Here is a 24,493-nt window from a genome sequence, read left to right as displayed (position 1 = left end):
TCGTCCTCTCGTGGGCGGTGCCGCTCCGACAGTAGGCGTCGTGCGGGCGGCAGGTCAGGGGACGGTCGGCAGGGCGTGCGACCACAGGTGGAAGAGGGCGTAGGCGCGCCACGGGGCCCAGGGCGCGGACGCGACCTCGGCCTGCTTCGTGGTCACGCCGCCGAGCGCCCGCCTGAGCACGAGGTCGCCCGCCGGGTACGCGTCCCGGTCGCCCAGGGCCCGGACCGACAGGTAGTCGACCGTCCACGGACCGATGCCGGGCAGGGCCCGCAGCGACGCACGGACGGCTGCGACGTCGCGGTCGGGCGCGATCACGAGACCGCCGGCCACGGCCTCGGCGACGGCGTGCAGCGTCCGGCCCCGGGCGCCGGTGACCCCGACGGCGGCCCGGAGCTCGTCGACCGGCAGGGCTGCGACGACGTCGGCGCGGGGGAACCTGCGGAGTCCCGTCCCGGCCACGTCGGTGCCGAGCGCGGCGACGAGCCGTCCCGCGAAGGTGCGGGCCGCGGCGAGCGAGACCTGCTGGCCCAGCACGGTGGTGACCGCCGCCTCCCAGCCGTCGGGGCTGCCGGTGATGCGGATGCCGGGCCGTTCGCGGACGAGCGGGCCGAGCACGGGGTCGTCGCCGAGTGCGTCGAGCACCCCGGAGGTGTCGGCGTCGAGGTCGAGCCACCGACGGACGAGACGCTCGACCCGGTCGCGGTCGTCCGGCGAGGGAGCGAGCCCCTCGGAGGCGTTGGCCACGACGTCGACGCCGCTCGGCTCGAGGCGCAGGTCGAGCCGCAGCACGCGCGACGGCTCATCGGCCGCTGCCACGTCGACGAGGCGGGAGTGCGTGCCGGCCGTGACGTCGGTCAGCTCCGCTCCCGGCACGCTGTGCGCCGCGAGGAGGCCGATCGCGTGCGCGGCGTCGTACGGGCCGTCGGTCTCGAGGCGCAGCTCGAGCGGGCGGAGGACGAGGTCGGTCACCGTGCCGCCTCCCACACGCCCGACGACCCTCGTCGGTGGCTGTCGACCAGGTGGGTGTCGACGATCCCGGTGGCCTCCATCAGCGCGTGCATCGTCGTCGGGCCGACGAAGGCGAAGCCGACGGCCTTGAGCGACTTCGAGAGCGCGACCGACTCGGGCGAGGTCGTGGGGACGTCGGCGAGCTCGACGGGACGAGGGGTCTCGGCGGGCCGGTGCGACCACACGAGGTCGACGAGCCCGCCGCGCTCGCGGAGGGCCACCGTCGCGCGGGCGTTCGTGATCGTCGCGTCGATCTTGAGCCGGTTCCGCACGATGCCCTCGTCGACGAGCAGGCGCTCGCGGTCGGCGTCGTCGAAGCCGGCCACCACGTCGGGGTCGAAGTCGCGGAACGCGGAGCGGAACGCCTCGCGCTTGCGGAGGATGGTGGCCCACGCCAGCCCCGACTGGAAGGCCTCGAGGCTCAGTCGCTCGAAGAGCCCGCGCTCGTCGCGGACGGGCATGCCCCACTCGGTGTCGTAGTACTCGCGCATCAGCGGGTCGACGGCAGCCCACGGTGGTCGGGCCAGGCCGTCGTCGCCGACCACCACGCCGCTCACGAGCGCGCTCCGGCCGAGAGCTGCGACTCGAGCCCGAGCAGGACCGTCTTCGCGGCCTCGCCGCCGCGGTAACGACCCGGGGTGCCGTCGCTGCGGACCACGCGGTGGCAGGGCACCACGACCGGCAGGGGGTTCGTCGCGCAGGCCGTGCCGACGGCTCGGACGGCCCTCGGGCTGCCGCTCGCGGTGGCGACGCGGGCGTAGCTCGCCGTCTCGCCGTAGGGGATCTCGGGCAGGTGCTCGAGCACGGTCCGCTGGAAGCCCCGGGACAGCCTGCGGTCGAGCACGAGGTCGAAGTCCCGGCGCCGCCCGGCGAAGTACTGGTCGATCTCGACCGCCACCTCGTCGAGCTGCCGGCCGGAACGCAGCACCCGGGAGCCGACCTGCTCGGCGACGCGGTCGAGCACGGCGTCGTGGTCCTCGACCTCGAACGCCACGCGCACGAGACCGACGTCCGTGGAGCAGAGCAGCAGCAGCCCCACAGGGGAGGGGACGGTACGCCAGAAGACGTCGACGGTGCCGACGACCGCAGCCTGGTCCGCGAGTCGGCCGCGGAGGAGGTCGAGGTGTGCGTCGAGGCCGGGGCCAGGCTCGGTGTCGGTCGCCTCGACGAGGCGGTGCTGCACCGCCGTGTCGACGTCGGGTGCGGTGTCGTTCACGGGCGTGCTCCTTCTCGGGGTCTCGTGCGTCGGGGTGCTGCAGGTCGGGGCGCTTCGGGGTGGACCGCCGTCGGGCCGGTCGGGCGGGTCGGGAGGGCGGGGGTGGAGCCTCTCTCGTCGCGCTCGCCGAGCACACGGCGCAGGGCGGCGACGCCGTCGGCCGCCGAGCGTCGGCACGCTGCGTGGCTGCGGCCGGTCAGCTCGGCGACCTCGAGGTGGCTCAGCCCGGCGAGGTGGTGCAGCACGACCGCGTCGCGTTGCCCCTCGGGCAGGGACCGGACCGCGCGGAGCAGGGCGTCGTCGCGGGCGAGGACCTCGTCGAAGGCCGCCGCCGACGACTCGCCGTCCGCCCCGGGCTCCGGCAGGTGCTCGACGGGCTGGGGCCGACGGCCCCTGGCTCGGATGACGTCGAGGGCCTTGCGCCGGGCGACGGTCGCGAGCCACGCCTCGACGTTGACGTCGGGCGGGAGGTCCGGCCAGGCGACCAGGGCGGCCAGGAACGTCTCGGACCAGGCATCGTCGGCGTCGGTCGGGTCGAGCAGGGCACGACAGACCCGGAGGACGGTGGTGCCGTGCAGCTCGACGACGCGATCGAAGGGCGGCATCTCAGAAGAGCCGACCGGAGCCGGCCGACGCCGGTGCCTCGTGGTCGAGCAGGAACCGCTTGCGGACCAGCCCGCCGGCGTACCCGGTGAGCGAACCGGCGGAGCCGACGACTCGATGGCACGGCAGGAGGATGCTCAGCGGGTTGGCCCCGTTGGCGGTGCCGACGGCTCGGGCGAGCCTGACGTCGCCGAGGGCGGCCGCGAGCTGCCCGTAGGTGCGGGTCTCGCCCCAGGGGATGGTCGCGAGCTGCCGCCACACGCGCTGCCGGAACTCCGTGCCGACCGGCGCGAGGGGCAGGTCGAAGGCGCGACGCTCGCCGGCGAACCACGCCGCGAGCTGGCTCTCGACCTCGACGAAGTCGGACAGGCCGGTGCCGACCGACGATCGGGCGCCGAAGCTGGCAGGGTCGGGCAGACGACGGTGGTCGGAGAAGAACAAGCCCGTGACGCCGTCCTCGCCGCCGACGAGCGTCAACTCGCCCACGGGGCTGTCGATCGTCGTGTGGACGACGGAGATCGTGCTCATCGGGGGCTCCTGTCTCGGCTGATCGTACTCATCATGGAGACGCACGCCGCGCCTCCTGTGTGAGGTCAGGTGGGAGAACCTGCGGAGGGTGCACGGATCAGAACATGAGCCGCGAGTCTCAGCAGACGCCCCGGCGCGGCCTGGTACTACTGAGGGCGCGCCCTTCGCGGGCGCCACCGGCCCGGTCCGGGGACTCCACGCTGTCGGGTGCGTGCGAGCACCCGGGCCGGGTCCCTCTCGTCCGGGCCGCGCAGCTCAGCGACGCGTCTCGAAGCCGCCCTCGCCGGTCGGCGCGAGCTCCTCCACGTCGACCCGCGACACGTCGGCCCCGGTCGGTCCGTCCTCGAGCCAGGCCAGCAGCTGGCCGACGGCCTCCGGCGTGCCCTCGACCTCCACCTCGACGGTGCCGTCGGAGCGGTTGCGCACGAAGCCGTCGACGCCGAGGCGGTCCGCCTCGCCCTCGGTCGAGAAGCGGTACCCGACGCCCTGCACGGTGCCGTGCACGAGGGCGCGTCGTCTTATCACGTCGTCCATCGGTCGACCGTACCCGCGCCTCCCCGTCCCCGGACGCGTCGAGGGCGGGCCTCCCGGGCCGAGGACGGGTCGCGACCGACCTGCCCCCGAGCCGGGAGACCCGCCCTCGAGGGCCGTGCTCAGCGGTCGATGGTCGACATGTCCGAGTAGCGGTCGCCCTTCGGCGCGGCGACGTCGTCGAGCTGGTGCACCTGCTCCTCGGTGAGCTCGATCGCGTCGGCGGCGACGTTCTCGTCGAGGTACGTGCGGCGCTTCGTGCCCGGGATCGGCACGATGCCCTCGCCCTTGGCGAGCAGCCAGGCGAGCGCGACCTGGCCGGGCTTCGCGCCGACCTGGCGGGCGACCTCGTCGACCTGCTCGACGATCCGCACGTTGGCCTTCAGGTTGTCGCCCTCGAACCGCGGGTTGAAACGGCGGAAGTCGTCGTCGGCGAGCTCGTCGACCGAGCGCAGGGTGCCCGTGAGGAACCCGCGGCCGAGCGGCGAGTACGGCACGAAGCCGATGCCGAGCTCGCGCACGGTCGGCAGCACCTCGGCCTCGGCCTCGCGGCTCCACAGCGACCACTCCGTCTGCAGCGCCGTGATCGGGTGGGTGGCGTGCGCGCGGCGGATCGTCTCGGGCGACGCCTCGGAGAGACCGAGGAACCGCACCTTGCCGGCCTCGACCAGCTCGCCCATGGCCCCGACCGTGTCCTCGATCGGCACCAGGGGGTCGACCCGGTGCTGGTAGTAGAGGTCGACGTGGTCGATCCCGAGCCGCTTGAGCGAGCCGTCGATCGACTTGCGCACGTACTCGGGGCGACCGTCGATCGTGCGCTCGGCCCGCGCCTCCGGGTCGGTGACGTTGCCGAACTTGGTCGCGACGACGGCGTCGTCGCGACGGCCCTTGAGCGCCCGGCCGAGCAGCTGCTCGTTCGTGTGAGGGCCGTACATGTCGGCCGTGTCGAGCAGGGTGACGCCGTGGCCGAGAGCGGCGTGGATCACGCGCACCGACTCGTCGTCGTCGGTCCCGCTGCCGGTGTAGAAGGCGGACATGCCCATGAGGCCGAGGCCGATGCGGCCCACGTCGAGTCCGCCGTCGACGCTGCCGAGTGTGGTGTTCTTCATGGCGTCAGGCAACACCCGTGGGCTGTGCGGCGACCGGATGCAGGAGGCGCGGTGCAGGTCGTCCCTGCACCGCGCCTCCTCGTCCGCCTCGCGCCCCGAGGGGCCGGGGCCTACGCCGTCGTCAGCTCGACCTTGAGCCAGCCCGGCTCGCGCCGGTCGAACGCCTCGTACGCGGCGATCGCGTCGCCGACGGGCTCGCGCTCGGTGATGAGCGCGGTCGGGTCGAACAGCCCGGCGGCGACGCGCTCGATCAGCGGGGGAGTGACCGAGTGGTGGTCGCAGTTGCCCATCCGGATCGTGAGGTTCTTGAGCATGGCCGCCCCGATCGGGTACGACTCGACGGTGGGCGAGTAGACGCCGATGATGCCGATCCGGCCGTACTTCGCGACGATCTCGACGGCCCAGCGCGCCGCCTGCGACGGCGCGCTGCCGGGCACCCACAGGTCGCCCTGCGGAGAGGCGTCGGGCGCGACCTGCGCGACCTCCTGCTCGAAGCTGCTCTTCTCCTCGTCGGAGGGAGCGGCAGGGCCCGAGACGGGGTGCTGCGCGTCGACCCCGACGGCGTCGATGACGGCGTCGACGCCGACGCCTCCCGTGAGGTCCTTCACGGCCTGGACCGGGTCCTCGCGGTTGAAGTCGACCACCTCGGCGTTCTGGGCCAGCGCCTGGGCGAGGCGGTCCTCGAGGCCGTCGATCGCGATGACGCGGGAGGCGCCCTGCTGGAACGCGGACGCGATCGCGAACTGCCCCACGATGCCCGCCCCGAGCACGGCGACGACGTCGCCGCGACGGACGCCGGCGAGCTCCGCCCCGAACCAGCCGGTGGGGTAGATGTCGCTGAGCAGGATCGCCTGCTCGTCGCTGACCGTGTCGGGCAGCGGGTGCAGCGTGTTGCGCGCCCACGGGACGCGCACGTACTCGGCCTGGAGGCCGTCGATCGGCCCGGTCGAGGCCGGCCCGCCGAAGAAGGCGGTGCCCGCGTCCGGTCCGTTCGCGTTCGCGACGTCGCACTGCGCGGTGTGGCCCTCGCGGCAGTACCGGCAGGCGCCGCACGACACGGTGCTGTTGATCACGACGCGGTCGCCGGGGCTGAAGCCGCGCACCGCGTCGCCGACCTGCTCCACGACGCCGACGGCCTCGTGCCCGAGGACGGTGCCTTCCTCCATCGGCGCCATCGTGCCGCGCACGAAGTGGAGGTCCGTGCCGCAGATCGCGCTGCGGGTGATGCGGACGATCGCGTCGTTCGCGTCCTGGATGGTGGGCTTCTCGACCTCGTCGAGACGGATGTCCCCGATGCCGTGCCAGACGACTGCCTTCATGTGTGCCTCCTCGATCGGTGCGGCTGCGCCCACGGGAGTCCCCCGGGCACGGCGTGCACGGTAGGCCCGGGCGACCGGCGGCACCCGCCGAGTCGCCTCCGCGTCCGGGGTACACACGTGGCTCGCTGGCGCGCACGCGCCGAGGCCGAGACGCGACGACGCCCTCGACCCAGAGGAGGTCGAGGGCGTCTCGTGCTCGTTCCCGAGCCGGTCAGCGCAGGCGGGTCGTCGAGTCCCACAGGTCCTTGCACGGACCAGTCGCCGTCTCGGCCGCCTTGCCCGCGCCCTTGAGGACGCTGCCCCAGTTCTTCTTGAAGACGCCTCCGGCCGCGGTCAGCAGCGCGCCGCCCATGCCGTGGTTGCACTCCAGCATGAGCGTCTTCTCCTTCTGGGTCAGGTTCGGGGTGTTGACGAAGATGCGGTCGCCGGTGACCGGGTCGACGGCGCAGCCGACGGAGGGCGCGCAGTAGTCGGCGGGAGCGGCCGTGGCGGCCTGCGCCTGGGCTGCGGTGCCGGCGCCGGTGAACAGGGCGACGGCCAGGACGGTGGTGCCGATGGAGTGACGCTTCTTCACAGGGACCTCCTCAGGTCGAGGCGGCGCCGGGCGGCGTCGCCGATCGTGCGTCCAGGACGCTACCGATCCCGCCGCGGCCGGCGAAAGGCCCCTTGACATCCGACTCGTTCGGTGAGCGGTGGTCCAGAGTCGTCCCGATCCGCACGGCGACGCGGAAGTCCGGACGCATCAGGGGCGTCCGGACCTGCGCGCAGACCGTTCTGTTCGGAGGTTCTTCCCAGGTCCGAGCCGAGGAGGTGCGGGTCAGCCCCGCGAGGAGCGTGCCTCCGCCACCGTGGCCAGCGCTGTGCGACGACGCCGCAGCGCGGCCCCACCGGCCACGAGGCCCAGCCCTGCGGCGAGCAGCCCGCCCGCGAGCAGGAGCGGCTGGTCGATGTCGCTGCCCGTGAAGGCGAGGGGCCCGCGACCCCCGGCCGCGCCGGTGCTCGTGCCGGAGCCGTTCCCGCCGGTGCCTGCCCCGCCTGCGGGAGGCGTGCTCGGCGTGCCTGCACCGGGGTCGGTGACCGGCGGCTGGACCGGGGGCACCTCGGCGGCGAGCAGGGCGAACGTGCCCAGGGTCCGGTCGACGTACGCGACGAACTCGGTCGGGTCTCCGGCACCCGTCACCGCGAGGCGGTAGGTGGTCCCGGGCGTCAGGTCGGCGAACACGAAGCGGCCGGCCGCGTCGGTGGTGTCGGTCGCGACGGGCACGTCGCTGCCGACCGGGAGGACGCTCACCACGACGCCGGGGGCGAGCGCACCGGCCGAGTCGACGACCGTGCCGTCCACGGCGACGGCCGCGGCCGTGGGCACGACTAGGGCGAAGGGCGCGGGCGTCTCGCCCAGCTCGGGCGCCGTGAACGGGATCGGGTGCTCGGCGTCGTCGCCGACGACGACCACGTAGTCGGCCCCCGGCGTGAGCCCCCCGGCCGCGAAGCTGCCGTCGGGACCGGTCACGACGGACACGTCGGGGCCCGTCGGCTGCGCGGTGCCCTCGTCGGGCACCGGGACGAAGTCCAGCGTCTCGTTCGCCGCGGGCGTGCCGTCGGCGTTCGTGACCGTGCCGGTGACGTCGACCGTCTCGGGGGCGGCGGGGATCGCGTACGTCGTGACGACCGGAGCGTCCGGGTCGTCCGGGGCCGTCAGCTCGAACTCCGTGCCGGACTCGACGTCGACCACCGAGTAGGTGCCGTCGGGGTCGAGACCGGAGAACTCGAACGTGCCGTCCGCACCGGTGGTCGTCGTCCCGAGCGGGTCCGTGTCGCCGTCGGCGAAGAGCTGGAGCACGCGGTCGGGTGCAGGCTCGCCTCCCACCGTCACGACGCCCGTCAGGGACGCCGTCGCCGGAGGCGCCACGACGGTCGGGAAGGCGAAGTCCAGCCCGCCCTGGTCGGCGGTGGCGAGGGAGAACGGCAGGGCCGCGGCGGGAGCGGAGCCGTCCGGTGCCGCGATCGACACCGAGTAGCCGGGAGCGGCGACCAGCGCGGCGAACGAGTACGTCCCGTCCGGGCCCGTCTCCGTCGTGCCGACGACGTCACCTGCGGCGTTCGTCACGGTGACGCGGGCGCCCGCGTACGGCGTCGCCGTCTCGCCCGTGCCCACGGTCGCCGTCCCCGACGCGCTGAACGTCTTGGTCGCGAACCAGGTCTGGTAGACGGGGAAGCCGGTCCGCTGCTGGTACGTGATCGTCAGCGTCTCGAGCGGCACGCTCGGGCTGAACCAGCCGGCCGCGCCCTCGGTGTCGGCACCGGCGGGGTTGCCGATCAGCGTGCTCGTGGCGGAGTCCCAGCGTGGCTGGTCGCCGGTGCCGGCGCTGTCGCACGACGTCGTGCCCGCGCCGGCGCAGTAGTTGTAGGTGCCCTGGAAGCCGAGCTGGGCAGCCGTGACGGGCGCGCCTCCGACGCCGGTGGCGGCGATCGTCGCCTGGTCGGCGTCGATGTCGCCGAGCACGAACGACCAGCCGGACGACGGCGTGGCCGACTCGAACGTGTAGGTGGTCACGGCCGCGCCGGCCGCGGTCGGCGAGTCCTGCGAGGGCCGCTGGTTCAGGTACGGCAGCCCCTTGCTCGTGCCGTACTGGGCGCCGGGCGGCGTCGAGGCCGCCTGCCAGGTGCTCGAGCCGCTCGGGACCGTCGCCTGTCGTGAGGTCGAGGTGAAGGTCGTGGCGGGGAACCCGCCCGCGAGCGTCATCGTCCCGGTGTAGGCGCGTGCCGAGCCGGAGACCTGGAACTCGCCCCAGGACGAGCCCTGGGCGGCGGAGGCGCCGGTCGCGCCCCCGAGGGCGAGGGCCAGGGCGACGACGCCGGTGGTGGTCGCGGCGGCGAGGCCGCGGAGCGAGGCTCGACGCGGCAGCCGCGAGGGCTGGGCGGAACGGGCGGTGGAACGGTCGAGCATGCGGGCCTCCCGGACGGGGGCCGTGGTGCCCCCGGCTGAGGTTATTTCACGAAGGGGCGCTTGTCACCCGCTGGCCGGATCGCGAGCACGAGAGGCCCCTGCGGTCAGGGGGATCACGTCGCCGTGACGTCCCCCGACCGGCGGTCTAGCGCTTCTTGACGTTCGAGACCGCGTCCTCGGAGTGCGACGCGGTGCCGCTCTTGGCCTTCTTGTCCGCGCGCTTCTCCTTGAGGCTGCGGACTGCGACCTTCGCGGTGGTCTTCTTCGCTGATTTCTCTGCCATGGTGGTGCCTCCGTCTCGGACCGAGCTGGTCCGGTGCGCGGAGCCTACGGGCACATCGTCCCCGCCCCGTCCCCGCCGGGCACTCTCACGGCTCGTACACTGCGGGCATGGTCCGCGCCTCTTCGACCGGCCGTCAGACCGGACCGGTCTCCGCAGCGCACCTGCGCGAGGTCGCCGTCGCCCGGACCGCCGCCCAGCGCATCTCCGTCGCGGGCGAGCCGACGGTCGCGGCGACGACGCGAGCGATGCTCGGCACGCAGGCGCAGGACCTCGCCGCGGCGACCTGGGCACTCGCGCTGCGCACCCCCGGCGCCGACGCCGCTGCCGTGCAGGCCGCCCTCGCCGACCGCAGCGTCGTGCGCGGCTGGCCCGCCCGCGGCACGCTGTTCCTCGTCGCGGCCGACGACCTGCGCTGGCTCACCCAGCTGCTCGCGCCGCGCTCGCTCGCCGCGAGCACGGGCCTCTGGCGACGTGCCGGCCTCGAGCCGCTGCACTTCTCCCGGGCCGAGGAGGCGGTGGTCGCGGCCCTCGCCGAGCACGGCGAGCTCTCGAGGCCCGACCTCCTCGGGGCCGTCGCCCGTCACGGCGTCGACACCGCCGGCGAGCGCGGCTCGCACCTGCTGCGCTGGCTGAGCGCCCGGTGCGTGATCGTGTTCGCGGCGCCCCGGGGCACGCAGCAGCGCTTCGCCCTGTTCGAGCAGTGGATCCCCGGCTCCCGCCGCATCGACGACCGGGAGGAGGCGCTCGCCGAGTACGTCCGCCGGTGGCTGGCCCGGCGCGGCCCTGCGACGGTGCGCGACCTGGCCTGGTGGGGCGGGCTCACGCTCACCGAGGCGCGGCACGCGGTCTCCCTCGTCGCCGACGTCGAGGCCACCGTCGTCGACGGCGAGACCTGGATCGAGCGGACGGAGGGGGAGGCGGAGCCGGGGCGTCCCGCACGAGGCGACCTATGCCTCCTGCCGTCGTTCGACGAGCTGCTGCTCGGCTACGGGGGCCGGGAGGCGTCGCTCGACCCGGCCGACGCCTCCCGCCTCGTGCCGTCCTCGAACGGGCTGTTCCTGCCGGCCGTCACGGTCGACGGGCGGGTGGTCGGCACCTGGCGACGCACGATCGCGCGCGGCACGGTCGCGATCGAGGTGGATCCCTGGGTAGCGTGGACCGAACGTCGACGCGCCCAGGTGCGACGCCGGGCCGAGCAGTACGCGCAGCACCTCGGCCTCGCGCTCGCCGAGGGCCCCGCGTCGTCGCCCACGTCGCCCTGACCCTGCGTCGTGCCGTCCTCAGCACAGGAACCTCGATGACCGACGACGTCGCGACCCCCACGCCCGGCACGCCCGGGCCTCCCACCCGCACCGAGCGGCTCGACGAGCTGCCGTTCACCCGCAAGCACGGGCGCCTGCTCGTCGGGTCGGGCCTCGGCTGGGCCCTCGACGCGCTGGACGTCGGGCTGCTGTCGTTCGTGATCGCCCAGCTCGCGGTCGTGTGGAGCAGCGACAAGGGGGCCCTCGCCTTCGTCGCCTCGGCCGGCTTCGCGGGCATGGCGATCGGCGCCGCCGTCGGCGGGTCGCTCTCCGACCGGCTCGGCCGCAAGACGGTGTTCGTCCTGACCCTGCTCGTCTACGGCCTCGCGACGGGCCTCAGCGCCCTCAGCTGGTCGGTCGGGGCGCTGCTGGTGCTCCGCTTCGTGGTCGGGCTCGGCCTCGGCGCCGAGCTGCCGGTGGCCTCGACCCTCGTGTCGGAGTTCTCGCCCCGCCGCATCCGCGGCCGTGTCGTCGTGCTGCTCGAGGCGTTCTGGGCCCTCGGCTCGATCGCCGCCGCGCTGGTCGGCTGGCTGGTGATCCCCCTGAGCGACGACGGCTGGCGCTGGGCGCTCCTGATCGGCGCGCTGCCGGCCCTCTACGCCGTGTTCGTGCGGCTGCGGATGCCCGAGTCGGTGCGGTTCCTCGAATCGAGGGGCCGGCACGACGAGGCCGAGCGGACGGTGCGCGCGTTCGAGGAGGCGGCGGGCACGGCCCAGCCCGCCGCAGCACCGCGAGCGGCGGTCGACCCGCGCCCGGTCGACCCGCGCCCGGTCGACCCGAGCCAGGCCGACGCACGCCCTGCCGACGCGCCCCGCGCCTCCTCGGCGGCTGCGCTGCTCCGTGACGGCCTCCGGCGTCGCACCGTCGCGATCTGGGTCGTCTGGTTCATGACCAACTTCTCGTACTACGGGGCCTTCGTCTGGCTGCCGACCCTGCTGGTCGAGGCGGGCTTCCCGCTCGTGAAGTCGTTCGAGTACACGCTGCTGATCACGCTCGCGCAGCTGCCCGGCTACGCCGCGTCGGCCTGGCTGATCGAGCGGTGGGGACGTCGTGGCACGCTCGCCGTGTTCCTGCTCGGGTCGGCCGTCGCCGCGACCGCGTTCGGCTTCGGCGCGGTCAGCGGCAGCGCGACGCAGATCGTCGTGTCGGGCATGTTCCTGTCGTTCTTCAACCTCGGCGCGTGGGGCGCGCTGTACGCCGTCACCCCCGAGCTCTACCCGACCCGGCTGCGCGGCACGGGGGCGGGCTGGGCCGCGGGCGTGGGCCGCATCGCGTCGATCGCGGCCCCGCTGACGGTGCCGCCCCTCCTCGTCCTCGGCGGGACGCCGGTGCTGTTCGCCGTGTTCGGCGGTGTGTTCGTCGTCGCGGCCGTGGCGGCGCTGGCCCTGCCCGAGCTCCGCGGCACGAGGCTCGCCGAGTGAGCCGCTCGACGGCGGCGCGTCGCCGCAGCCGCTCTCGCGCCCGGACCCGGGGTGCCGGTCGCCGTGCCCTCCTCGGGCTCGCCGTGGTGGTGGTCGGGGCCGTCGTCGTCATCGCGTTCCCCCAGCTGCTCGACGGCGGGGCGACCGGAGGCTCGTCCGGCGGCTCGTCCGACGGGACCGTCCGGCCCCCCTCGGCCGACGCCTCCGTCCCGTCGAGCGTCCCTGCCGCGGCCGTCCCGGCGACCGTCGAGCGCGTCGTCGACGGCGACACGGTCGTGGTGGTCGCCGCCGACGGTGCTCGCGAGCGTCTCCGCCTGATCGGCGTCGACACCCCCGAGACCGTCAAGCCCGATGCGCCCGTCGACTGCTTCGGCCCGGAAGCGAGCGCGTTCACGACCGACGCCCTGCCCGTCGGGTCGACCGTCTGGCTCGAGGACGACGCGTCGCAGGGCGACGCCGACCGCTACGACCGGCTGCTCCGCTACGTCTGGACCGAGGGAGGCGGCCTGCTGAACCAGCAGCTGGTCGCGTCCGGCCTCGGCGAGGAGGACACCTACGACCAGCCGTACCGCTACCGCGACGCGTTCGTCGCGGCCGAGGCCGCCGCCCGCGACTCGGGCGCCGGCCTCTGGGGCGCCTGCCGCTGAGCTGACCTTTCGGACTCCACCCCCGCGCCCCGGCGCCCTGACGGCCCGGCGCCCTGGTCGCCGAGCCGTCACGACGTGCTCTCGCGGGCCGCCGGGGGAGCGCTTCCCGCCGGTTCGTCCCGTCCGGGAGAGGCGAGAGGCCTCAGATCGACGTCTCGAGGGGCTCGGGGGTCGATCCAGGTACTCTCGACGGACCTCGCCGGCTCGGCCACCAGAACGCCTCGCCCGTGAGGAACACCAGCGCCGGCACGAGCACGGTCCGGACGACGAGCGTGTCGAGCAGCACGCCGATGCAGACGATGACGCCGACCTGCGTCAGCGCGACGACCGGCAGCACCCCGAGCACCGCGAACACGGCGGCGAGCAGCACGCCGGCGCTCGTGATGACCCCTCCTGTCGACGACAGGGCGCGCACCATGCCCTCGCGCGTGCCGTGCCGCAGCCGCTCCTCCTTCGCCCGCGTCGTGAGGAAGATGTTGTAGTCGACCCCGAGCGCCACGAGGAAGAGGAACGCGTAGAGCGTGACGCTCGTGTCGAGGGCCGGGAACCCGAGGAGGTGCGTGAACAGCCACGTCGCCGCCCCGAGGCTGGCGGCGAAGGTCGCGAGCACCGACGCGATGAGCAGCACCGGCGCGACGAGCGAGCGCAGCAGCACGGCGAGGATCGCGAAGACGATCGCGAGGATGACCGGGGCGATCAGCCCGAGGTCGTGGGAGGCGGCGGTGCGCTCGTCGTAGGCGGTCGCGTCCGTGCCGCCGACGAGGGCGTCGGCCACCGCGCCTCCGTCGTCGTGCAGGGCGTCGCGCAGGTCCTGCACCGTCGCGGACGCCTCGTCGCTCTCGGGCTCGGCGTCGAGCCGGACGTCGACGCGGGTCAGCCCGTCGGCCTGCTCGCCGGCCGTGGCGCTGGCGACGCCGTCGACGCCCTCGACGACCCGCACGACGTCGTCGGTCGCCGCGGTCGGGGCGAGCACGATCGTCTGGCTCGTGAGCCCCGCCGAGAACGAGTCGTCGACGATCCGCTGGGCCGTCACGGAGTCGGGGTCGCCGAGCAGCTGGTCGGTCTGCGAGAGGCCGACGGCGTAGCCGCCGAGGCCGAGGCAGAGCACGCCGAGGCCGGCGACCGCGGCGACGGCGACGCGGCCGGGCCGGCGCTGGACGCCGCGGCCGAGGCGCTCCCAGAAGCCCTGGCGGGGGCGGGCGTGGCCGGCGCCCGTCCCGTCCGTCGAGGCCGCCGCCGGCCCGTCGACCGAGGCCGAGGAGGCGCGCGGCACGAACGGCCAGAACAGCCCGCGTCCGCAGACCACGAGCGCCGCCGGCAGCACCACGAGGGCGAACGCGATCGCCACGACGACGCCGATCGCGCAGGCGGCCCCGAGTGCGCGGTTGCCCGAGAGCTCGGCGAGCAGCAGGGTCGCGAGGCTGAGCGCGACGGTGCCGCCGCTCGCGGCGATCGCCGGGCCGGCGCTCCGCACTGCCGTCCGCATCGCCTCGTGCCGGTCGGGCCGGACGAGCAGCTCCTCCCGGTAGCGGGCCACCAGCAGCAGGGCGTAGTTCGTGCCCGCGCCGAAGACGAGCACCGAGAGGATGCCCGAGATCGACGCGTCGACGGTGACGCCGAGGGGCTCGGCGAGGGCGGCGACCACCCGGCCGGCGAGGAAGTCGGCGACGCCGACGACGACCAGGGGCACGATCCAGAGGACGGGACTGCGGTAGGTCACGATCAGCAGCACGGCCACCACGAGCACGGTGACGAGCAGGAGGCGGAAGTCGGCCCCCGCGAACGCGTTCGAGACGTCGTCCTGGAACCCCACAGGCCCGGTCAGGTACGCACGGAGCCCGTCGGGCAGCCCGGCGGAGGCGGCGTCGCGGAGGCTCGTCGCCGTGCCGCTGACGTCGGCCTCGACGTCGGCGGCCGAGAGCGGCACGGCCACGAGGGCGGCGGAGCCGTCGTCGCTCACCTGCGGGCGGACGGCCTGCGGCGTGGTCGACTGCTCCGCGAGGGCGGACGCGGCCGTGTCGACGGCCGCGAGGTCGGCGCTCGACAGCTCCGCGCCTCCTCTGCTCCAGACCAGGATCCCCACGGTGGCGTCGGCGGAGGGGAACTCGTCGAGCAGCGCGGTCACCTGCGCGGCCTCGCTCGAGTCGGGCAGGCCCGACGGCGGGAACGCCTCGTCGTCGCCCGAGGGCAGCAGGGCGAGCAGCAGGGCGACGACGACGAGGGTGCCGCCGAGCACCGCCCAGGCGGTGCGGTGTCCGCTGACGAGTCGGGCTAGTACGCGCACGGGGTCCTCCGAGGGTGGTCGAGCAGGATGAAGCAATTCGCCGACAAAGAGTCTTAGCAAGTAAGAGTATGGCATGCAGGGACACCGTGCGTCGGAGAGAATCAGACGAGGAGGCGCGATGACAGACACCACGACCGGCCCGCGAGGCGACGGCGCCGCGGCCGGCGGCGCGCACGACGACCCCCTCCGCCGCGACGTGGTCGCCTCGATGCAGCGCCTGACGACCGAGTCGCAGCGCGTCGCCCAGGCGTTCGCCGGGCAGCAGGGCCTCGGCCACATCGACCTCGAGGCGCTGCTGCACGTGATGCAGGCCGAGCAGCGCGGCGACCCCGTGACGTCGGGCCGGCTCGGCGACCTGCTCGGGGTCACCTCGGGCGCCGCGACCGGGGTCATCGACCGTCTCGAGCGCGCCGGCCACGTGCACCGCAGCCGCGACGACGCCGACCGGCGCCGCGTGCTCGTGCACTACTCGGAGGCCGCCCGCGCGGTCGCCGGTCAGTTCTTCGGACCGCTCGGCCGGCTCAGCGCGACGGTGATGGACCAGTTCGACGCCGCCGAGCTGCGCACCGTCCAGCGGTTCCTCGCCGACATGTCCGTCGCGATGGCCGAGCACGCCCGCAGCACCGGCGACCGCCCGGCCGCCTCCGCCGCGGGCGCCTCTGCGCCGACACCCGACTCCCCGACAGCACCAGGAGCAGCACGATGACCGACTACGTCTCCGGCCTCGACCTCTTCTCGATCGGCATCGGCCCGTCGAGCTCGCACACCGTGGGCCCGATGCGCGCCGCCCGCCTGTTCCTCGAGACGGTGCGCGACGCCGGCCGCCTGGGCGACGTCGCCCGGGTCGAGGTCGTGCTCTACGGCTCGCTCGCCGCCACCGGGCTCGGGCACGGCACCCCGTCGGCCGTGCTCGCCGGTCTCGCGGGCCTCGCGCCCGAGACCGGCGACCCGGCCACGATCTCGCGCATGCAGGAGGCGGTGGAGGCGGGCGGCGGCATCCGCCTGCTGGGCACGCACCAGATCGCCTTCGCCCGCGGCGACCTCCGGATGGCCCCGCTGACGCGCATCCCGCGTCACCCGAACGCGATGGGCCTCGAGGCGCTCGACGCCGCCGGGCAGAGCATCGCGCGCGACACGTTCTTCTCGATCGGCGGCGGCTTCGTCGTGCGCGACGGCGACGACGAGCACGCGGTGCCCGCCCGCGAGGCGCCGCTCGCCTTCCGCGACGCCGACGACCTGCTCCGGCTCTGCGACGCCGAGGGCATCGGCATCGCCGAGCTGGCCTGGCGCAACGAGGTCGCCCTGCACGGCGAGGAGGCGGCGCAGACCGGCCTCGACGCTCGCTGGGCCGCGATGGAGGCGTGCATCGACACCGGCCTCGCCGCCTCCGGCGTCCTGCCCGGCTGGATGAAGGTGCCCCGCCGCGCCCGCCAGGTCGCCGAGCGGCTGCGCCTGCAGGAGGAGCGGGCCGAGCGGTACGCCCTCTCCGGCACCGCGATCGAGCAGGGCCAGGCCTCGTCGCTGCTCACCTCCGACCTGCCCGCCCAGTGGCTGCAGGCCTACGCGATGGCCGTCAACGAGGAGAACGCGGGCGGCGGACGCGTCGTCACCGCGCCGACGAACGGCGCCGCGGGCATCGTGCCGGCCGTGGGCTACTACGCGATGCGGTTCCACGGGGCGACCCGCGCCTCCCTGGCTCGCGACTACCTGCTGACCGCCGCCGCGATCGGCTCCCTCTACAAGCGCAACGCCTCGATCTCGGGCGCCGAGGCCGGCTGCCAGGGCGAGGTCGGCTCGGCCTCGTCGATGGCCGCGGGGGCGCTCACCGGCCTGCTGGGCGGCACGCCGCGCCAGGTCGAGAACGCCGCCGAGATCGCCATGGAGCACCACCTCGGCCTCACCTGCGACCCGGTCGGCGGCTTCGTCCAGGTGCCCTGCATCGAGCGGAACGCCATCGCCGCCGGCACCGCCGTGGCCGCCGCGCGCATGGCCCTGCTGGGCGACGGCAGCCACGTCGTCAGCCTCGACACCGTGATCGAGACGATGCGCCAGACCGGGCGCGACATGGCCGACAGCTACAAGGAGACGAGCCGGGCGGGCCTCGCGGTCAACGTCGTCGAGTGCTGACGGAGGCGCGTCCCTGCGCGGCGAGCCCGATGGCCGAGGAGGCGCGGGCTCTGTCGGACCCGGCCGCTACCGTGGTCGCATGACCCCGCCGCGCCGCCCCTCGTCCCGTTCCGTCGCCAGCGTGGGCGGCGGCACCGACGCCCCGCGGCTCGACCCGCTCGACCCACAGGGCCTCGTCGACATGGGCGCCGACCTGCTGGGGCCGCGCGACCACCGCGAGCTCGAGCGGTTCGTGGACGCCGACCTGGCCGACCGCGACCTCGAGGGCTCGTCCTTCTCCGAGTGCGTGTTCGAGTCCCCCCGGCTCGACGGCGCCCGGCTGCGCGGCACCCGCATCGTCGAGTCGGTGGTCTCCGACTCGTTCGCCCCCGAGCTCTCGTCGGCCCGGGCGACCTGGCGCGACGTCCGCGTCGAGCGGCCGCGCTGGGGCTCGGCCGAGTTGTTCGACGCCTCGTGGCAGTCGGTGCGGATCGTCGGCGGCAAGATCGACTACCTCAACCTCCGAGGCGCCCGGCTCACCGACGTCGTGCTCGAGGGCTGCGTGGTCGGCGAGCTCGACCTGCGGGGGGCCGAGGCGCTGCGCGTCGCGTTCGTCGACTGCCGCGTCGGCACGCTCGACCTCACCGGCGCCTCGCTCGCCCACACCGACCTGCGCACCACCGACCTCGACCGGGTCGACGGGCTCGACGGCCTCCGCGGCGCGACGATCGACCACCTCCAGCTCGCGTCGATGGCGGGCGTGTTCGCCGCGCACCTCGGCGTCGTCGTCGACTGAGCGGATGCCCGGTGGCCTCCGCGGCGGCGGTGCTAGGGTCGCCGTGAGCAACGCGCTCCGGGGTCAGTGCAAATCTGAACCGGCGGTCACAGCCCGCGACCCGGCACGACGTCCTTCGGGGGGTCGTCCGGTTGAACCGGTGGAACTCCGGTGCCGACGGTCACAGTCCGGATGAGAGGAAGCGCGGGCCGGGCGTCGTCTCGTGAGAGCGCGCCCCGCTGAGCGACCCTGCGTCGTCCCCCGGAGCCGCCCCTTCCGGACGGAGACCGACATGACCTCGCTGCACCGCACCTCCTCGCCTGCCCCTGGCGTCACCCCACCGGCGGTCGCCTGCGCGACGGCTCGCGCGGCTGCTGCCCTGACCGTGACGGCGGGCCGCTGATGTTCACCGGGCTCGTGGAGGAGGTCGGCGAGGTCGTCCGGATCGACGACGTCGGCGACAGCGTCCGGCTCACCGTCCGGGGACCGCTCGTCGTCGACGACGCCGGGCACGGCGATTCGATCTCGGTCAGCGGCGTGTGCCTCACCGTCGTCGACCGCAGCGAGGGCGCGTTCACCGCAGACGTGATGAAGCAGACGCTCACCGTCAGCACCCTCGCCGGGCTGGGCGCCGGGTCGCCGGTCAACCTGGAGCGCGCCGCACGCGTGGGCGACCGCCTCGGCGGGCACATCGTCCAGGGCCACGTCGACGGCACGGTGTCCGTCGTCGAGATCGAGCCGGGCGAGGCCTGGCGCCGTGTCCGGCTGACGCTCGACGACGAGCTGTCGCCGCTGCTGGTCGACAAGGGCTCGGTCACCCTCGACGGGGTCAGCCTCACGGTGAGCGCGATCAGCGAGCCGCACGAGCAGCCCGGCTGGTTCGAGGTCAGCCTCATCCCCGAGACGCTCGCCGCGACGACCCTCGGCGGCGCGGTCGCCGGCAGCCGGGTCAACGTCGAGACCGACGTGGTCGCGCGGCACGTGCGCCGCATGCTCGCCCTCGGGGCGGGGGCGACGTCGTGACCGGCACGGCAGGCGTGGCCGGCGCGGCAGGCGTGGCAGGCGCAGCAGGCGCGGGCGACGCAGCTCGAGCCGACGACGTGGTCGGCGTGCCTCCCGTCACCGACCCGGGTGCCGCGGCCGACACGGCCGAGGCGACGGGCGCCTCCTCGATCGAGGCCGCGCTCGACCACCTGCGCCAGGGGCGTCCCGTCATCGTGGCCGACGACGCGTCGCGCGAGGACGAGGGCGACGTCGTGCTCTCGGCCGAGCTCGCGACGCCCGAGTGGCTGGCCTGGACGGTCCGAGTGTCGTCGGGCTTCGTCTGCGCGCCGATGGCGGCGGAGATCGCGGACGCCCTCGACCTGCCGCCGATGGTGGCCCACAACGAGGACGCGCGCGGCACCGCCTACACGGTCAGCGTCGACGCGTCGGCGGGCGTGACGACGGGCATCAGCGCCTCCGACCGGGCGACGACGCTGCGGGTCCTCGCCGACCCTGCGTCCGTCCGCGACGACCTGCGTCGCCCGGGGCACGTGCTGCCCCTGCGCGCCCGCCCCGGCGGCGTGCGCGAGCGCAACGGGCATACGGAGGCGGCGGTCGACCTGATGCGTGCGGCCGGGCTCCGTCCCGTCGCCGCCATCAGCGAGATCGTCGCCGACGACGGCGAGATGATGCGCTGGCCGGGACTCGTCGCCCTCGGTGCCCGCGACGGCGTGCCTGTCGTGTCGATCGCCCAGCTCGTGGTCTGGCTGGACGAGCACGACCGCCAGGGCTGAGCCCGAAGGCCTGACGGCCTGACGGCCTGACGGCCTGACGGCCTGACGGCCTGACGGCCCGACCACGGCCGGCGGCGACGGCGACGCGGACCGGCCACCGCCGATCCACCGGCCACCCACCCCACCCGCACCACCACACCCGAGGAGACACACATGAGCGTCGAGGGCGCCCCCACCGAGATCGACGTCGACGGGACCGGCGTACGCGTCGCGATCGTCGCCGGGACCTGGCACGAGACCATCACCGACGGCCTGCTCGCTGGGGCGCTGGCCACCGTCGAGCGCCTCGGCGCCACAGCAGAGGTGCTGCGCGTGCCCGGCAGCTTCGAGCTGCCCGTGGTCGCGAAGGCCGCGCTCGAGGCCGGTGCCGACGCGGTCGTGGCGCTCGGAGTGATCATCCGGGGCGGCACGCCGCACTTCGAGTACGTCTCGGACGCGGCCACGTCGGGCCTGCTGCGCGTCTCGCTCGACACGGGCAAGCCCGTCGGGTTCGGCGTGCTCACCCTCGACGACGAACAGCAGGGCCTCGACCGCGCCGGCCTGCCCGGCTCGAAGGAGGACAAGGGCGCCGAGGCCGCCCACGCCGCCGTCGCGACGGCCGTCCAGCTCCGGGCGATCGCCGCGGGCGGCTCGGGCCACGTGGCTTAGGGGGCCTGCCTGGCACCACGGTCGGCGAGTGCCGCGAGGGGGGCGTCGAGGGACAGGGGCGGCGTGGGCCCACGCCGTCGCTGTCCCTTCTCCCCTCCGGGGAGCACGTGGACGGGCTTTGCCGGGACCGAGGCGGCGCTCGGCCCGGCGAGCCGGGCCGTGCCGGCTCGGCAGGCCCGGCCCGGCCGGGCCGGGCAAGCCCGGCCGGGCCGGGCAAGCCCGGCCGGGCCGGGCAAGTCCGGCAAGCCCGGTCCGGCAAGCCCGGTCCGGCAAGCCCGGTCCGGCAAGCCCGGTCCGGCAAGCCCGGCCCGGTAAGCCCGGCCGGCCCGGCAAGCCCGGCCGGTCCGGCCGGCCCGGCTCGGCCGGTCGCGCCTAGAGCACCTCGTCGAAGAAGGCGCGCATCTGGGCCCACGAGCGGCGGTCGGCGACGGCCTGGTACTGGGCGCCGTGCTCGGGGGAGTCGGTGCCGGGCACCGCGAAGGCGTGCATCGCGTCGCTGTAGCTGACGACCTGCCAGTCCGTGGCGCCGACGGCGCGGAGCTCGTCCTCGAAGGCGACGACGGCGTCGTCGGGGACGACCGGGTCTGCCGTGCCCGTCATGACGAGCAGCGGCGCCGTCACGGCGCCCTCCTCGGCGGGCAGCTGCGTGCCGAGGCCGCCGTGGAACGACGCGACCGCTGCCACGTCAGCGCCCGAGCGGGCGAGCTCGAGGGCGCCCGAGCCGCCGAAGCAGTACCCCATCACGGCGATCCGCGCGGGGTCGACGCCGGGCTCGGACCGCAGCCGCTCGAGGTTGGCCGCGAGGCGTGCGCGGAACGCGGGGACGTCGCCGTACCAGGCACCGGCCTGGGCGCCCGCCTCCTCGGGCCCCGGGCGGACGCCCTGGCCGTAGACGTCCCCGGCGAGGGCGACGTAGCCGAGGCGGGCGAGCATCACGGCTCGCACCTTGACGTGGTCGACGACGCCGAACCAGTCGTGCAGCACGAGCACCGCGGGACGCAGCTCGTCGGGGTCGGCCGAGGCGGCGGCGTCCGGGGTCGCGAGCCAGCCCTCGAGGGGCGTGCCGTCGTCGTCCCAGACGACGTCGCCGCCCCGGACGGTGCCGGTGTCGGGCACCGTGTCGAGCACGGTGCGGAGTTCGGGGGAGAGGTCGGGCAGCAGCTCTGTCGTGGTCACGAGCGCGACGCTACTCCCGGCCCGTGAGGCGAGGACATGCGGAGGCACGGAAGCGAGGACGTGAGGAGGCGACGACCCGAGGAGGCGCGGGTCAGCCGACCAGGCGCCTCACGGCCTCCTCCACGACGTCGCAGCGCCGCTCGTGCGGGCCGCCGTGCAGGTTCGTCGCCGACGGCGTGACGAACCAGCCGAGGACGACCCCGAACACCATGGTCAACAGCTCGTCGGCGTTCCAGCCGGGCGCGATGTGGCCGGTCTCCTGCGCCTCCTGCACCGCGGCGCGACGCGCCTCGAGCTGGGCGTGGTCGACCACGCCCGGGCTCGGCAACGAGGCGCCCTCGATCTGGCCCCAGAGCAGCATGCGGGCGTCGTCGGGGTGCAGGGCGAGGTGGTCGTAGAGGCGACGTGCCCAGCCGGGCAGGTCGTGGGCGTCGAACGGGATGGCCTGCACCCAGCGGTCGATGCTCTCGCCGAGGACGGCGTCGAAGAGGTCGCGCTTCGTCGAGAAGTGGGCGTAGAGCCGCTCCTTGCTCGCCTCGGCCTCGCGCGCGATGGCGTCGATGCGGGCACCGGCGAGGCCGGTGGCGGCGAACTCGCCCCTCGCGGCGGCGAGGATGCGCTCACGGGGCGGGGTCGCACGGCGTTCCATGGCCCGAGTGTAGGGCCGCCCGCGACCGGACGCGACGGTCCGGTCCTCGATCGGCCAGGACCGGCAGCAGCAGCGGCCGCAGCCGCAGCAGCCGACCTACGCGTCCGTCGTGCCCGCAGCGTCGCCGGACGGCGTCGCCGCCCGCGACATCGGCACGTGAGGGATGCCGTCCTCGAGGAACCCGGGGCCGTCGACGACGAACCCGAAGCGCGCGTACCAGCCCTCGAGGTGCGCCTGGGCGTCGAGCCGCACGAGACGCCCGTCGGCGCGGTCGAGCGCGAGGCGCATCAGGTCGGCGGCGAGACCGCGTCCGCGGGCAGCGGTCGCCGTCGCGACCCGCCCGATCCGCAGGGCGTCGGCGTCGGCGCCGTCGTCGGAGTGGTCCGCGAGCAGCCGCACGGTGGCGAGCACCTGCTCGTCCTCCTCGGCCCAGAGCATCACCGCGTCGGGCTCGACGTCGCGACCGTCGAGCTCGGGGTAGGCGCACTCCTGCTCGACGACGAAGACGTCGACGCGCAGCCGCAGCAGGTCGTAGAGGCGCAGGGGGTCGATCAGGGCGACGGAGGAGATGCGGAACTGGACGGTCACCTCACCAGGCTAGGGCCCCGGGGCCCGCAGCCAGGTCCCGCGACCGGCGGGCGCCGTCAGCGCGCCGGGACCGCCCGCACGCCGATCGTCTGCACTCGGGGCCGGCCCTCCGGCGTCAGCCGGATCTCGAGGCGCAGCGAGCCGCGTCGGGCGGGCAGGTGCCAGACCCGGTGCGAGGGCACGGACGAGGAGGCGACGGGCACGTCGGGCTCGTCGCGCACGATCGAGGAGGCGCCGGTCGAGGAAGCGCCGGTCGAGGCCTCCTCCGCGTCGACGAGACCGCCCAGCGAGTCGACCGCCTCGGCCCACAGCCGTCGTCGCCGCTCGAGCGGCACGTCGAGCTCGACGTTCTCGCTGAGCAGGCCCGCAGGCACCTCGCCGCCGTGCACGACGGCCTCGACGGCGGCCGCCGCCGCGAGCGTCTCGGGCCAGGGCTCGACGACGACCCGCGCCTCCTCGGTGTCGGCCATCATGCCGTCGAGCGCGAGCCCCACGGGCACGGACACCTGGGCGTACGTCGCGTTCTCGAACCCGACGACGCCGAGCCCGGTGGCGGTCTGCCAGCGCATGTGGGCCGAGAACCCGGGGTAGCCGCCGCTGTGCGAGACGACCGTGCCGAGGTCGGGGTAGTGCTCGACGACGAGGCCGAAGCCGTAGCCGGCGGGATGCGCCCCGAGGCCGGGCACGAAGCGCTGCAGCTGCTGCATCTCGCGCCGGGAGGCGCGGCTCAGCACGCCGTCGACGTCGCCGCGGCCCTCGTCGTCGAAGGCCGAGGAGAGCCAGCGCGCCCAGCGGGCGAGGTCGGTGGTGGTGCTGAAGAGGCCGCCGATCGGCGAGAAGGCGCCGGGGCCGGAGAAGGGGAGGGGCTCCCAGCCGTCGTCGCCGCGGCGGTGGCCCACGGCGAGGCCGCCCGAGGCGTCGACGTCGCTCGAGAAGCCCGTCGACCCGAGGCCGAGCGGCTCGAGGACCGTCTGCTCGACGACCTCGCGGTACGGGCGACCCGTGACCGAGGACACGACGCGGCCGAGCAGGGCCCAGCCGAGGTTGGAGTAGGCGAAGGCCGTGCCCGGCACGCTGTCGAAGCGGAGGCCGCCGCGCAGCAGGTCGTCGAGCTCGTCGTCGGTGATCGACTCCTGCCGGTCGCCCCACGGGTCGTCGGTGGGCAGGCCGCCCGACATGGTCATCAGCATGCGCACAGTCGGCACGGGGGAGTCGACGGTCGGCAGCACGACGTCCGCGAAGGCGGGCACGAAGTCCGTGACCGGCGCGTCGAGCACGAGCCGCCCCTCGTCACGCAGCGCCAGCAGCACCACGGCGGTGAAGCTCTTCGTGCACGAGGCGATGCGGTACGCCGTGTGGGGCCCGGGCACGGCACTGCCCGGGGAGCCGTCGAGCGTGCCGCGGCTGCCGTGGTGCGTGACGCCGTCGTGGTCGAAGGTCGCGAAGACCGAGCTCGGCGCCTTCTCGTCGGACTGGCGGGCGTCGAACACGGCGTCCACGCCGGAGGTGCGGGGCGAGCTGGTCATCGTGTCTCTCGTCGGGAGGCGGGTCGCGTCAGGAGGAGGCGCGTCACGAG

Annotated in this window: 24 protein-coding genes, 1 pseudogene and 1 riboswitch; of the genes and pseudogenes, 9 read left to right on the top strand and 16 right to left on the bottom strand. The window is 74.9% G+C overall.

From position 1 onward, the window contains the following. Window positions 1-54: 54 nt before the first annotated feature. From IFT90_RS11425 to IFT90_RS11375, 11 genes are all read right to left on the bottom strand, one after another. Window positions 55-969: a DNA-3-methyladenine glycosylase 2 gene (locus IFT90_RS11425; protein WP_371812288.1), complete on the bottom strand. Its 915-nt coding sequence runs from the start codon at window positions 967-969 to the stop codon at window positions 55-57. Further along, a complete protein-coding gene (locus IFT90_RS11420) occupies window positions 966-1,565 on the bottom strand; it encodes a DNA-3-methyladenine glycosylase I (RefSeq protein WP_371812287.1) in 600 nt (199 codons plus the stop codon). Before IFT90_RS11420 ends, IFT90_RS11425 begins: the two co-directional genes overlap by 4 nt. Continuing rightward, complete coding sequence (locus IFT90_RS11415) at window positions 1,562-2,224, bottom strand: methylated-DNA--[protein]-cysteine S-methyltransferase (protein ID WP_371812286.1); 663 nt, start codon at window positions 2,222-2,224, stop codon at window positions 1,562-1,564. The genes IFT90_RS11420 and IFT90_RS11415 overlap by 4 nt, the downstream gene beginning before the upstream one ends. Continuing rightward, complete coding sequence (locus IFT90_RS11410) at window positions 2,221-2,829, bottom strand: RNA polymerase sigma factor (RefSeq protein WP_192042221.1); 609 nt, start codon at window positions 2,827-2,829, stop codon at window positions 2,221-2,223. The genes IFT90_RS11415 and IFT90_RS11410 overlap by 4 nt, the downstream gene beginning before the upstream one ends. Window position 2,830: 1 nt before the next feature. Continuing rightward, on the bottom strand, window positions 2,831-3,355 hold the full coding sequence (locus IFT90_RS11405; RefSeq protein WP_192042220.1) for a methylated-DNA--[protein]-cysteine S-methyltransferase: 525 nt from the start codon (window positions 3,353-3,355) through the stop codon (window positions 2,831-2,833). A 255-nt stretch (window positions 3,356-3,610) separates the two neighbouring features. Then, window positions 3,611-3,889, bottom strand: coding sequence for an acylphosphatase (locus IFT90_RS11400; protein ID WP_192042219.1), 279 nt, complete (start codon window positions 3,887-3,889; stop codon window positions 3,611-3,613). A 119-nt stretch (window positions 3,890-4,008) separates the two neighbouring features. Next, the gene (locus IFT90_RS11395) at window positions 4,009-4,995 is read right to left on the bottom strand and encodes an aldo/keto reductase (RefSeq protein WP_192042218.1); all 987 of its coding nucleotides are present in this window, start codon (window positions 4,993-4,995) and stop codon (window positions 4,009-4,011) included. A 110-nt stretch (window positions 4,996-5,105) separates the two neighbouring features. Then, complete coding sequence (locus IFT90_RS11390) at window positions 5,106-6,314, bottom strand: alcohol dehydrogenase catalytic domain-containing protein (protein ID WP_192042217.1); 1,209 nt, start codon at window positions 6,312-6,314, stop codon at window positions 5,106-5,108. Window positions 6,315-6,525: 211 nt separating this feature from the next. Beyond that, the gene (locus IFT90_RS11385; protein WP_192042216.1) at window positions 6,526-6,888 is read right to left on the bottom strand and encodes a hypothetical protein; all 363 of its coding nucleotides are present in this window, start codon (window positions 6,886-6,888) and stop codon (window positions 6,526-6,528) included. Between the two features lie 243 nt (window positions 6,889-7,131). Next, window positions 7,132-9,261 (bottom strand): carboxypeptidase-like regulatory domain-containing protein, encoded by a 2,130-nt coding sequence (locus IFT90_RS11380; RefSeq protein WP_192042215.1) that lies wholly within the window; start codon window positions 9,259-9,261, stop codon window positions 7,132-7,134. Between the two features lie 145 nt (window positions 9,262-9,406). Beyond that, window positions 9,407-9,544, bottom strand: a complete 138-nt coding sequence (locus tag IFT90_RS11375; RefSeq protein ID WP_166644753.1) for a hypothetical protein — start codon at window positions 9,542-9,544, stop codon at window positions 9,407-9,409. Between the two features lie 107 nt (window positions 9,545-9,651). Here IFT90_RS11375 and IFT90_RS11370 point away from each other — a divergent pair, with 107 nt between their 5' ends. The 3 genes from IFT90_RS11370 to IFT90_RS17570 are packed head-to-tail and all read left to right on the top strand — an operon-like array spanning window position 9,652 to window position 12,913. After that, window positions 9,652-10,806, top strand: coding sequence for a winged helix DNA-binding domain-containing protein (locus IFT90_RS11370; protein ID WP_192042214.1), 1,155 nt, complete (start codon window positions 9,652-9,654; stop codon window positions 10,804-10,806). Between the two features lie 35 nt (window positions 10,807-10,841). Next, the gene (locus tag IFT90_RS11365; RefSeq protein WP_192042213.1) at window positions 10,842-12,266 is read left to right on the top strand and encodes an MFS transporter; all 1,425 of its coding nucleotides are present in this window, start codon (window positions 10,842-10,844) and stop codon (window positions 12,264-12,266) included. Further along, on the top strand, window positions 12,263-12,913 hold the full coding sequence (locus tag IFT90_RS17570) for a thermonuclease family protein (RefSeq protein ID WP_192042212.1): 651 nt from the start codon (window positions 12,263-12,265) through the stop codon (window positions 12,911-12,913). Before IFT90_RS11365 ends, IFT90_RS17570 begins: the two co-directional genes overlap by 4 nt. Before the next feature lie 142 nt (window positions 12,914-13,055). Here the strand turns inward: IFT90_RS17570 and IFT90_RS11355 are convergent, their stop codons facing one another. Then, window positions 13,056-15,197 (bottom strand): MMPL family transporter, encoded by a 2,142-nt coding sequence (locus IFT90_RS11355; RefSeq protein WP_371812285.1) that lies wholly within the window; start codon window positions 15,195-15,197, stop codon window positions 13,056-13,058. A 118-nt stretch (window positions 15,198-15,315) separates the two neighbouring features. Between IFT90_RS11355 and IFT90_RS11350 the strand changes: the two genes are divergently transcribed. The 6 genes and pseudogenes from IFT90_RS11350 (at window position 15,316) to ribH (ending at window position 20,504) form a co-directional block, all read left to right on the top strand. Beyond that, complete coding sequence (locus tag IFT90_RS11350) at window positions 15,316-15,903, top strand: MarR family winged helix-turn-helix transcriptional regulator (RefSeq protein WP_192042210.1); 588 nt, start codon at window positions 15,316-15,318, stop codon at window positions 15,901-15,903. Next, complete coding sequence (locus IFT90_RS11345; RefSeq protein WP_192042209.1) at window positions 15,900-17,324, top strand: L-serine ammonia-lyase; 1,425 nt, start codon at window positions 15,900-15,902, stop codon at window positions 17,322-17,324. Before IFT90_RS11350 ends, IFT90_RS11345 begins: the two co-directional genes overlap by 4 nt. A 79-nt stretch (window positions 17,325-17,403) precedes the next feature. Next, window positions 17,404-18,099, top strand: a complete 696-nt coding sequence (locus IFT90_RS11340; protein WP_192042208.1) for a pentapeptide repeat-containing protein — start codon at window positions 17,404-17,406, stop codon at window positions 18,097-18,099. A gap of 50 nt (window positions 18,100-18,149) precedes the next feature. Beyond that, window positions 18,150-18,286, top strand: a riboswitch (FMN riboswitch). Window positions 18,287-18,480: 194 nt separating this feature from the next. Beyond that, complete coding sequence (locus tag IFT90_RS11335) at window positions 18,481-19,101, top strand: riboflavin synthase (protein WP_192042207.1); 621 nt, start codon at window positions 18,481-18,483, stop codon at window positions 19,099-19,101. Window positions 19,102-19,187: 86 nt separating this feature from the next. Continuing rightward, a pseudogene (gene ribB, locus IFT90_RS11330) lies at window positions 19,188-19,844 on the top strand (3,4-dihydroxy-2-butanone-4-phosphate synthase); the annotation flags it as partial. Between the two features lie 165 nt (window positions 19,845-20,009). Beyond that, complete coding sequence (gene ribH / locus IFT90_RS11325) at window positions 20,010-20,504, top strand: 6,7-dimethyl-8-ribityllumazine synthase (RefSeq protein WP_192042206.1); 495 nt, start codon at window positions 20,010-20,012, stop codon at window positions 20,502-20,504. A gap of 372 nt (window positions 20,505-20,876) precedes the next feature. On the opposite strand, the gene IFT90_RS11320 is transcribed toward ribH, so the two are convergent. The 4 genes from IFT90_RS11320 to IFT90_RS11305 form a co-directional block, all read right to left on the bottom strand. Then, on the bottom strand, window positions 20,877-21,680 hold the full coding sequence (locus tag IFT90_RS11320) for a dienelactone hydrolase family protein (RefSeq protein WP_192042205.1): 804 nt from the start codon (window positions 21,678-21,680) through the stop codon (window positions 20,877-20,879). Between the two features lie 91 nt (window positions 21,681-21,771). Continuing rightward, window positions 21,772-22,329 (bottom strand): TetR family transcriptional regulator, encoded by a 558-nt coding sequence (locus tag IFT90_RS11315; RefSeq protein WP_123546741.1) that lies wholly within the window; start codon window positions 22,327-22,329, stop codon window positions 21,772-21,774. Between the two features lie 96 nt (window positions 22,330-22,425). Next, window positions 22,426-22,917: a GNAT family N-acetyltransferase gene (locus IFT90_RS11310; RefSeq protein ID WP_192042204.1), complete on the bottom strand. Its 492-nt coding sequence runs from the start codon at window positions 22,915-22,917 to the stop codon at window positions 22,426-22,428. A 56-nt stretch (window positions 22,918-22,973) separates the two neighbouring features. Next, window positions 22,974-24,443, bottom strand: coding sequence for a serine hydrolase (locus IFT90_RS11305; protein WP_192042203.1), 1,470 nt, complete (start codon window positions 24,441-24,443; stop codon window positions 22,974-22,976). Between the last annotated feature and the right edge of the window lie 50 nt (window positions 24,444-24,493).

Origin of the sequence: Frigoribacterium sp. CFBP 8766, from assembly GCF_014841435.1 — a bacterium.
Taxonomy (GTDB): Bacteria; Actinomycetota; Actinomycetes; order Actinomycetales; family Microbacteriaceae; genus Frigoribacterium.
The sequence above is the reverse complement of the archived record's forward strand: the minus strand, read 5'-3'. Positions and strand labels throughout refer to the sequence as shown.

Bases quoted from the DNA above. Each gene is read 5' to 3' on its own strand.
- IFT90_RS11410 (WP_192042221.1), bottom strand. From the start codon at position 2,829: ATGCCGCCCTTCGATCGCGTCGTCGAGCTGCACGGCACCACCGTCCTC.
- IFT90_RS11405 (WP_192042220.1), bottom strand. From the start codon at position 3,355: ATGAGCACGATCTCCGTCGTCCACACGACGATCGACAGCCCCGTGGGC.
- IFT90_RS11400 (WP_192042219.1), bottom strand. From the start codon at position 3,889: ATGGACGACGTGATAAGACGACGCGCCCTCGTGCACGGCACCGTGCAG.
- IFT90_RS11395 (WP_192042218.1), bottom strand. From the start codon at position 4,995: ATGAAGAACACCACACTCGGCAGCGTCGACGGCGGACTCGACGTGGGC.
- IFT90_RS11390 (WP_192042217.1), bottom strand. From the start codon at position 6,314: ATGAAGGCAGTCGTCTGGCACGGCATCGGGGACATCCGTCTCGACGAG.
- IFT90_RS11380 (WP_192042215.1), bottom strand. From the start codon at position 9,261: ATGCTCGACCGTTCCACCGCCCGTTCCGCCCAGCCCTCGCGGCTGCCG.
- IFT90_RS11375 (WP_166644753.1), bottom strand. From the start codon at position 9,544: ATGGCAGAGAAATCAGCGAAGAAGACCACCGCGAAGGTCGCAGTCCGC.
- IFT90_RS11370 (WP_192042214.1), top strand. From the start codon at position 9,652: ATGGTCCGCGCCTCTTCGACCGGCCGTCAGACCGGACCGGTCTCCGCA.
- IFT90_RS11365 (WP_192042213.1), top strand. From the start codon at position 10,842: ATGACCGACGACGTCGCGACCCCCACGCCCGGCACGCCCGGGCCTCCC.
- IFT90_RS11350 (WP_192042210.1), top strand. From the start codon at position 15,316: ATGACAGACACCACGACCGGCCCGCGAGGCGACGGCGCCGCGGCCGGC.
- IFT90_RS11345 (WP_192042209.1), top strand. From the start codon at position 15,900: ATGACCGACTACGTCTCCGGCCTCGACCTCTTCTCGATCGGCATCGGC.
- IFT90_RS11340 (WP_192042208.1), top strand. From the start codon at position 17,404: ATGACCCCGCCGCGCCGCCCCTCGTCCCGTTCCGTCGCCAGCGTGGGC.
- IFT90_RS11335 (WP_192042207.1), top strand. From the start codon at position 18,481: ATGTTCACCGGGCTCGTGGAGGAGGTCGGCGAGGTCGTCCGGATCGAC.
- ribH (WP_192042206.1), top strand. From the start codon at position 20,010: ATGAGCGTCGAGGGCGCCCCCACCGAGATCGACGTCGACGGGACCGGC.
- IFT90_RS11315 (WP_123546741.1), bottom strand. From the start codon at position 22,329: ATGGAACGCCGTGCGACCCCGCCCCGTGAGCGCATCCTCGCCGCCGCG.
- IFT90_RS11305 (WP_192042203.1), bottom strand. From the start codon at position 24,443: ATGACCAGCTCGCCCCGCACCTCCGGCGTGGACGCCGTGTTCGACGCC.